The 8,112-nt window shown below is 60.0% G+C and carries 8 protein-coding genes; 2 read left to right on the forward strand and 6 right to left on the reverse strand.

All coding sequences use genetic code 11. From position 1 onward, the window contains the following. Window positions 1–298 precede the first annotated feature (298 nt). On the reverse strand, window positions 299–1,195 hold the full coding sequence (locus PMI01S_RS30470) for a LysR family transcriptional regulator (protein ID WP_084323874.1): 897 nt from the start codon (window positions 1,193–1,195) through the stop codon (window positions 299–301). 160 nt (window positions 1,196–1,355) lie between these two features. Here PMI01S_RS30470 and PMI01S_RS30475 point away from each other — a divergent pair, with 160 nt between their 5' ends. Further along, on the forward strand, window positions 1,356–2,375 hold the full coding sequence (locus PMI01S_RS30475; protein WP_084323875.1) for an alpha/beta hydrolase: 1,020 nt from the start codon (window positions 1,356–1,358) through the stop codon (window positions 2,373–2,375). Window positions 2,376–2,805: 430 nt separating this feature from the next. Next, the gene (locus tag PMI01S_RS30480; RefSeq protein WP_084323876.1) at window positions 2,806–4,239 is read left to right on the forward strand and encodes a mechanosensitive ion channel family protein; all 1,434 of its coding nucleotides are present in this window, start codon (window positions 2,806–2,808) and stop codon (window positions 4,237–4,239) included. Window positions 4,240–4,351: 112 nt separating this feature from the next. On the opposite strand, the gene ycaC is transcribed toward PMI01S_RS30480, so the two are convergent. From ycaC to PMI01S_RS31870, 5 genes are all read right to left on the reverse strand, one after another. Further along, entirely contained in the window at window positions 4,352–4,978 is a 627-nt protein-coding gene (ycaC, locus tag PMI01S_RS30485; protein ID WP_008032694.1) for an isochorismate family cysteine hydrolase YcaC, read from the reverse strand. Window positions 4,979–5,047: 69 nt separating this feature from the next. Further along, window positions 5,048–6,886: an amidohydrolase gene (locus tag PMI01S_RS30490; protein WP_084323877.1), complete on the reverse strand. Its 1,839-nt coding sequence runs from the start codon at window positions 6,884–6,886 to the stop codon at window positions 5,048–5,050. After that, window positions 6,883–7,473 carry an antibiotic biosynthesis monooxygenase gene (locus PMI01S_RS30495; RefSeq protein WP_084323878.1) on the reverse strand — a complete coding sequence of 197 codons (591 nt, stop codon included), beginning with the start codon at window positions 7,471–7,473 and terminating at the stop codon, window positions 6,883–6,885. Before PMI01S_RS30495 ends, PMI01S_RS30490 begins: the two co-directional genes overlap by 4 nt. Further along, entirely contained in the window at window positions 7,466–7,882 is a 417-nt protein-coding gene (locus PMI01S_RS30500; protein ID WP_084323879.1) for a DoxX family protein, read from the reverse strand. The genes PMI01S_RS30495 and PMI01S_RS30500 overlap by 8 nt, the downstream gene beginning before the upstream one ends. Beyond that, a partial coding sequence (locus PMI01S_RS31870; RefSeq protein ID WP_218028112.1) for a hypothetical protein occupies window positions 7,860–8,112 on the reverse strand: 253 nt, incomplete at its 5' end. The genes PMI01S_RS31870 and PMI01S_RS30500, both read right to left, overlap by 23 nt.

The following is an 8,112-nucleotide window of genomic DNA, read 5'->3' on the forward strand; positions in this document are numbered from 1 at the left end:
AGACTGGCAGATTGGGTGAGGATTGATACGACCGATCTCACTGAGGAAGCTGTACTAGATAAAGCGGTAAGTGCGGTACAAAGCCTACTCAGCAAAGTATAGAAATCGATGACGACCACAGCGTGCACGTCGGTGGCGAGCCGGGTGATGACAAAAGGTCCTGATCACCGCTGACCAACAGACAACACCGCCCCCTGTAGGAGCAAGCTTGCTCGCGATAGCAATCTGTCATTCAACATTAATGTGTCTGACACACCGCTTTCGCGAGCAAGCTTGCTCCTACAGGGATCGCGTGGACCTAGAGTCCACCCTCAGTCTGATCCAACCTCTCACGCAGAAACTCAATTAACGCCTGCACCGGTCGCGAACTCTGGCGATGCTGCGGGTACACCGCCGACAACGTCAGCGGCTGCGGGCGAAACTCGTCCAGCACCGGCACCAGCCGGCCTTCCTTCAACGCCGCTCCGACAATGAACGTCGGCAGGTAAGTAACCCCCATCCCGGCAATGGCCGCATCCTTCAGCAACTCCCCGTTGTTGACGCGCATCCGCCCGGTGACATTGACCGCCACCGGTTTGCCCTGCCCTTCAAAACGCCATTGCACCTGACGCCCGTGGCCATACGGCAGGCAGTCATGTGTGTACAAATCTTCCGGTTTGAGCGGCGTACCACGCTCGGCCAGGTAAGCCGGGCTGGCGCAATACACCCGCTGGATGGAGGCGATACGTCGGGCGATCAGCGTCGAATCTTCGAGGGTGCCGATGCGCAACGCCAGGTCGTAGCCCTCGCCGAGCAAATCCACCGGGCGATCGCTCAAGTCCACTTCCACCGTGACATCGCGATAGCGCTGCAAGAACAACGGCAGCAGGCAGCCCAGATGCGCCAGCGCAAACGACAACGGCGCACTCACGCGAATGGTGCCGCGTGGTTCGGTAGTCTGGCCGGCGATGCCCTGCTCCACTTGCTCGACTTCGCCGAGCAGGCGCAACGCGGACTCGTAGTAACTCTGGCCCAGCGGCGTGACGTCCAGCCGTCGCGTCGAACGGTTGAGCAGCCTGACGCCGAGGCGCTCTTCAAGTTGCATCAGGCGCCGGCTGACGAACTGCTTGGACAGTCCCAATTGATCGGCCGCAGCGGTGAAGCTGCCGGAATCCATGACCTGGCAAAAAATACGCATATCTTCGAACGGGTTCATTGTCACACCCTGGTTGACAGTTAAACGCTTTATAGCCGCTTTTTCCCCTTCTGACACCCTATTAATCTGTGTCCACGGTGTTGCTGAGGCCTGAACCCCAGCGCAGCAGCAACCTGACCCTTAGGTGACCAACCTCTAATTAATTAAAAAGGATTTCCTCATGAACCTCGTCAAAAAAACCCTGACCGCTTCCCTCCTCGCCCTTTCCGTCGGCAACGCTTTTGCCGCTGGCAGCCCAGGCGTCGAACACAACACCCAAGCCTTCCTCGAAGCCCTCGCCGCCGGTGGAGGCAAACCGCTCGAGCAACTGAGTCCGAAAGACGCCCGTGCGGTACTCACCGGTGCGCAAAACTCGGTGAAGGTTGACTTGTCGGGTGTGGATGTCAGCGACCGTGCAATCAAGGTCGATGGGCAAACCATCAACCTGAAGATCGTGCGTCCGTCCAAGGTCAAAGGTGAATTGCCGGTGTTCATGTTCTTCCACGGTGGCGGCTGGGTGCTGGGCGACTACCCGACTCACCAGCGTCTGATCCACGACCTCGTGGTCGGCTCCGGCGCCGTCGCGGTGTATGTCGATTACACGCCGTCGCCGGAAGCGCACTACCCGACCGCGATCAACCAGGCCTACGCGGCGACCCGCTGGGTGGCTGAACATGGCAAGGACATCGGCGTCGATGGCAAGCGCCTCGCCGTGGCCGGCAACAGTGTCGGCGGCAACATGGCGGCGGTCGTGGCGTTGATGGCCAAGGAACAGAAAACCCCGGCGCTGCGCTTCCAGCTGTTGATGTGGCCAGTGACCAATGCGCAGTTCGACACCGGGTCGTACCAGCAATTTGCCGAAGGCCACTTCCTGACCAAAGGGATGATGAACTGGTTCTGGGACAACTACACCACCGACCAGGCCGAGCGTGCGCAGATCCATGCCTCGCCGTTGCAGGCCAGCGCCGAACAGCTCAAAGGGTTGCCGGCAGCATTGGTGCAGACCGCCGAATTCGACGTGTTGCGTGACGAGGGCGAAGCCTATGCCCGCCACCTCGATACGGCTGGCGTTCCAGTGACGGCAGTGCGTTACAACGGCATGATCCACGACTTCGGTTTGCTGAACCCGCTGAGCCAGATTCCGGAAGTGAAGGCGGCGGTGCGTCAGGCAGCGCTGGAACTCAAGACGCATCTGAACTGAGTCCAACCTCGCCACACAGCAATGTGTGGCGAAGCTGCTTTTTGTAGGAGCCGGCTTGCTGGCGATGGCGTCCTCAAGTGCGCTATCGCCAGCAAGCCGGCTCCTACAGGGGATCGGGTTTACAGAGTCAACTTGCAGGAGCACGGCTTGCCGGCGATGGCGTCCTCAAGTGCGCTATCGCCAGCAAGCCGGCTCCTACAGGGGATCGGGTTCACAGAGTCAACTTGCAGGAGCACGGCTTGCTGGCGATGGCGTCCTCAAGTGCGCTATCGCCAGCAAGCCGGCTCCTACAGGGGATCGGGTTCACAGAGTCAACTTGCAGGAGCACGGCTTGCTGGCGATGGCGTCCTCAAGTGCGTCTTCGCCGGTAAGCCGTGCTCCTACGACATTCCTCACGTGACAACAAAAACCAGTCTTCAGGAGTTCTCCCATGTCCCTCATCTACAGCCATCTACTGTCCTGGAGTGCCCTGCTGCTGGTGATCGACACCGTGCTGTGGCACCTCGCGCCGTTCAAGCATCGCGTCACACGGGTCGGTGTGCGCCTGGCGCTGTTCGTGATGTTCAGCGCGCTGATCATCAACGCCGGCGTCAGTCCGTTGCAGGCTCCGCTGTTTGCAGATGACCGCGTGGCGCAACTGGGCGCAACGGCGCTGGGGATTCTCTGGTGGTTGTACGCCGCCCGGGTGCTCACCGAAGTCATCGGCCTGGTGCTGATGCGCCGCATCGGTCATAGCGGTCGCTTGCTGCAGGACGTCATCGGCGCGTTGGTGTTTCTGATCGCCATCGTTGCGGCGGCCGGTTATGTGCTGGAGTTGCCGGTGAAAGGTTTGCTGGCAACGTCAGGGGTGGTCGCGATTGTCGTCGGCCTGGCATTGCAGAGCACCTTGAGCGACGTGTTTTCCGGGATCGTGCTCAACACCACCAAACCGTACCAGGTGGATGACTGGATCATGATCGACGGCGTCGAGGGCAAAGTGCTCGACATCGACTGGCGCGCGACGCACATGCTGACCAGCGCCGGCAGTACCGCGGTGGTGCCGAATTCGGTGGCGGCCAAGGCGAAAATCGTCAACCTGAGCAGGCCGAACAACATGCACGGCGTGTCGATCAGCATTCAGGTGCCCAACCACATCCGCCCGCGTCGGGTACTGGATGCACTGGATCGTACGCTTCAGGGCAGCAGCCAGTTGTTGCTCAACCCGGCACCGAAAGCGGTGCTGAAAGAGGCCGGCGAAACCATGTCCGAATACGTGGCCAGCGGGTTCATCGCCGAGCTGGGCAAGAAAAGCGAAGTGCGTAATCAACTGTTCGACCTGGCCCATCGACACCTCGAAGCGGCAGGCATTTCCCGTCAGCTCGACGGCGTGATCGAACCGACAACCCGCGCGCGTGCGTTGCTGGATGAGGTGAAAGTTTTCCGTTCCTTGAGTGAAGATGAACGCGATCAGATGGCGCAGTCGATGGTTGCGCAGCAGTACGCGGCCGGTCAGGTGGTGCTCGAGTTGGGTGAAGTGCCGGACAGCCTGATGGTCATCGCCACGGGCGTGGTCAGCGCCACCGTTCCCGACGGCACAGGGCAAACCGAAGCCGGTCGAATGGGGCCCAGTGAAGTGATGGGCGAACAGAGCATCCTTACCGATACACCGTCGCAGGCGACGTTCACCGCGCTGACCTCGTGCATCATTTACCGGATCGACAAATCCCTGACCCGTAGCTGCATGGAACAACGGGTTGAAGTGGGTCGGGCATTGAACAAGCTGCAGGCCGTAAGGCAGCAGAACAGCCGGTTGGCGCTGTTGGCCAAGCCGATGCCGATCAAGAAAGGAGGTTTTCTGAGCTGGCTGCAGAAACGTCAGGCATAAAACAAATCTCAATGTGGGAGCGGGCTTGCTCGCGATAGCGGAGTATCAGTCGATGAAAGTGTCGACTGACACACCGCTATCGCGAGCAAGCCCGCTCCTACAGGATGAAACCTTACTTCGAGGTGAGCACCGAATAGCTGTTCATCAGGTTGCGGTAGTTAGGAATGCGCGGCGACAGCAGGTTCGCCAGGCCTTCCATGTCGTTGCGCCAGTCACCCTGCAGCTCGCAGGCCACCGAGAACCAGTTCACCAGTTGAGCACCGGCCGCCGCCATGCGCGCCCAGGCTGCCTGTTGTACGGTTTCGTTGAAAGTGCCCGAAGCGTCGGTCACCACGAACACTTCAAACCCTTCAGCCAGTGCCGACAGCGTCGGGAACGTCACGCAAACATCAGTCACCACACCGGCGATGATCAGTTGTTTGCGGCCGGTGGCTTTGACGGCCTTGACGAAATCTTCGTTGTCCCAGGCGTTGATCTGGCCTGGACGCGGGATGTACGGCGCGTCCGGGAACTGCTCTTTCAATTCCGGCACCATCGGACCGTTCGGGCCGTTTTCGAAACTGGTGGTGAGGATGGTCGGCAGTTTGAAGAACTTGGCCACGTCACCCAGGGCCAGTACGTTGTTCTTGAATTCGTTCGGCGAGAAGTCCTGAACCAGCGAGATCAGACCGGTCTGGTGGTCGACCAACAGGACAACCGCATCGTCTTTATTCAGGCGTTTGTACGGAACGTTGCTCATGTGAAGCTCCTCGATGGATGGGTGTTACATACGGCGCCGACGCTGTGCATCGGCGCTTTCTTGTGATCGTCAGAACGCGAAGCACGAGCAGCCAAAGGCGCCCCAGAAACCCGCGAAATCGCTGACCGGCGCATTCGACAAACGCGCCTTTTCATGGCTGTGGGCATGCACGCCGCACGGCCCGCTGCAATGATGAACCTGCGCCTGCATCGGCGAAGTCGGGCGCCAGTGACCCGGCACCTTCACCACCGGCGACCAGTCCGGCAGCACCGGCACGCTGGCCGGTCCGAGTTTTTCGAAATCACCGGCGGCGTACACCACCTTGCCGCCGACCACGGTCAACACCGATTCGATCCACTTGATCGCTTCTTCGTCGACGCTGAAAAAATCCGCGCTCAGGGCCGCGACGTCAGCCAGTTGGCCAACCTTGATCATGCCTTTCTTGCCCTGCTCGGAAGAGAACCAGGCGCTGCCGTGGGTGAACAGTTCCAGCGCGGTCTGGCGGGACAGTCCCTCGGCGTGCAGCTCCAGGCCACCGACGGTACGGCCACTGACCATCCAGTACAGCGAGGTCCAGGGGTTGTAACTGGACACTCGCGTCGCATCGGTGCCGGCACCGACCGGTACACCTTCAGCCAACATGCGCTTGATCGGCGGCGTGGCTTCGGCTGCCTTGGCGCCGTAACGCTCGACGAAATATTCGCCCTGAAACGCCATGCGATCCTGAATCGCAATGCCGCCGCCCAACGCCCTCACCCGTTCGATGTTCTGCGGAGTGATGGTTTCGGCGTGGTCAAAAAACCACGGCAACCCGTTGAACGGAATGTCGCGGTTGACCTTCTCGAATACGTCGAGCATGCGGCTGATGGATTCGTTGTACGTGGCGTGCAAACGGAACGGCCAGCGCTGCTCGACCAAGTGGCGGACCACCGGTTCCAACTCGTCTTCCATGGTTTGCGGCAAGTCTGGGCGTGGCTCGAGGAAGTCCTCGAAATCCGCCGCCGAGAACACCAGCATTTCACCGGCGCCGTTGTGCCGCAGGTAATCGTCGCCCTGATGCAGGGTGACGCTGCTGGTCCAGTTCTTGAAGTCGGCCAGCTCTTCCTTGGGCTTCTGGGTGAACAGGTTGTAGGCGATACGAATGGTCAGTTGCTGGTCTTTGGCCAACTGCTCGATCACCTGGTAATCGTCCGGATAATTCTGGAAACCGCCGCCAGCGTCGATGGCGCTGGTCAGGCCAAGACGGTTGAGTTCGCGCATGAATTGCCGGGTCGAGTTGACCTGATACTCCAGCGGCAACTTCGGCCCTTTGGCCAGGGTCGAGTACAAAATCATCGCGTTGGGACGAGCGACCAGCATGCCGGTCGGCTCACCGTTGGCATCACGCACAATCTCGCCACCCGGCGGATTCGGCGTGTTGCGGGTATAGCCGGCCACGCGCAACGCGGCACGGTTGAGCAAGGCGCGGTCATACAGATGCAGGACAAACACCGGCGTATCCGGTGCGGCCTGGTTGAGTTCTTCCAGGGTCGGCATACGTTTTTCGGCGAACTGGAACTCGTTCCAGCCACCGACCACGCGCACCCATTGCGGCGTTGGTGTGCGGTCGGCCTGATCCTTGAGCATGCGCAAGGCATCGGCCAGCGATGGCACGCCTTCCCAGCGCAGTTCGAGGTTGTAGTTCAAACCGCCACGGATCAAGTGCAAGTGAGAGTCGTTGAGACCGGGAATGACGCAACGACCTTTGAGGTCGATGACCTGGGTGCCGGAACCGCGCAGGGCCATGGCTTCGGCGTCAGTGCCAACCGCGACGAAACGACCGTCGCTGATGGCCACGGCGCTGGCGAGCGGGTTTTCACGGTCAACGGTATGAAATTGGCCATTGAACAGAATCAGATCGGCGTTCATCGCGTTTCCTTGGGCTGAGTGGAAGAGGACAGCCAAGGCGCGAACAACCGCGTCGCCATCGGCATGAACAGATACACCACCGAGACGACGATGGTCAGCGTGATCAGAAATGTGGCGACCACGTAATTCGAGAGAAAGGCATTGAGCTGCAACAGCGGGCCCCAGATCAGCGGCACCAGCAAGGTGTGCGGCAGAATCACCAACAACGTCACCACGGCCTGCTTCCAGCGCGGCGGCGGTGAACCGGCTTCAGCCTGGGGGGCGAACCAGAATTCGTTGACCGGATTGACCTCGGTCTGGTCACCGTCCGCCAGCATCGGCGTGGCTTCGTTGACCAGTTCCAGCCGTTGCGGCGAATCGAGCCAGTGCTGCATCGATTCGGTGGAGCAAAAGCGCAGCACGCAGGTGTACAGGTCGAGGCCGGCGCTTTTGCCGCGAATCACGTCGACACCCAGGTGCCCTTCCTGCTGCCCGGCGATGCTGACAATGTTGCGCAACCAGGCTTCATAGGGCACTTCAAAACCGGCCTTGACCCGATGCTTGATGACCAGGGTCACGACTTCCTCGAAACGATTGGATTCAGGCATAACGCAAAGCTCCGGCGAATCGGACATTGAGCGCCAGCCGTCCCGGCCCGGCGATAAGAATGCTGGTGAACAGAATCAATAGCAGCCAGCCGAACTGCCCTTCATCGAGGCTCCATTGCGGGTGCACAACGAGCAACGCGACCGACAGCAAACACAGAATCGGCAGGCATGCCAGACGCACCAACACCCCGAAAATGATCAACAGCGGACACAACACCTCGGAAAAAATCGCCAGCACCAGCGTGACGTTTGTGCCCAGGTGAAAAGGGTCTTCGATGACTTGCAGTTGAGCGCTGTAGTTAAGCAGCTTCGGCAGACCGTGCACCCACAGCAGAAACAAACCACCGCTGACCCTCAAAAAAAACAGCCCGACGTCCTGAGCCCGCTCATTCAACCGCGAAGCGTTCATGGGATACCTGCACAAATAAAAAACCACCGGCATCAATACGCCGGGACCTCGTTTGATAGTGCCGGTGTGGGAACGAGGAAAATTGAATGTACGTGCTCTTTTTGATTACCGTCGCTAATCCACCACCCACTGAAGATCCCCTGCGGGAGACGGCTTCCACAGGGTTCGGGGCTTCAGCGGAAAACGGGGTGGGTGTCAGGCCGCCATCGCAGGCAAGCCGGCGCCTGCGA

Source organism: Pseudomonas migulae NBRC 103157, assembly GCF_002091715.1.
GTDB classification, from domain to species: Bacteria; Pseudomonadota; Gammaproteobacteria; order Pseudomonadales; family Pseudomonadaceae; genus Aquipseudomonas; species Aquipseudomonas migulae_A.

Coding starts and splice junctions, on each gene's coding strand:
- PMI01S_RS30470 (WP_084323874.1), bottom strand. CDS start 1,195: ATGAACCCGTTCGAAGATATGCGTATTTTTTGCCAGGTCATGGATTCC.
- PMI01S_RS30475 (WP_084323875.1), top strand. CDS start 1,356: ATGAACCTCGTCAAAAAAACCCTGACCGCTTCCCTCCTCGCCCTTTCC.
- PMI01S_RS30480 (WP_084323876.1), top strand. CDS start 2,806: ATGTCCCTCATCTACAGCCATCTACTGTCCTGGAGTGCCCTGCTGCTG.
- ycaC (WP_008032694.1), bottom strand. CDS start 4,978: ATGAGCAACGTTCCGTACAAACGCCTGAATAAAGACGATGCGGTTGTC.
- PMI01S_RS30490 (WP_084323877.1), bottom strand. CDS start 6,886: ATGAACGCCGATCTGATTCTGTTCAATGGCCAATTTCATACCGTTGAC.
- PMI01S_RS30495 (WP_084323878.1), bottom strand. CDS start 7,473: ATGCCTGAATCCAATCGTTTCGAGGAAGTCGTGACCCTGGTCATCAAG.
- PMI01S_RS30500 (WP_084323879.1), bottom strand. CDS start 7,882: ATGAACGCTTCGCGGTTGAATGAGCGGGCTCAGGACGTCGGGCTGTTT.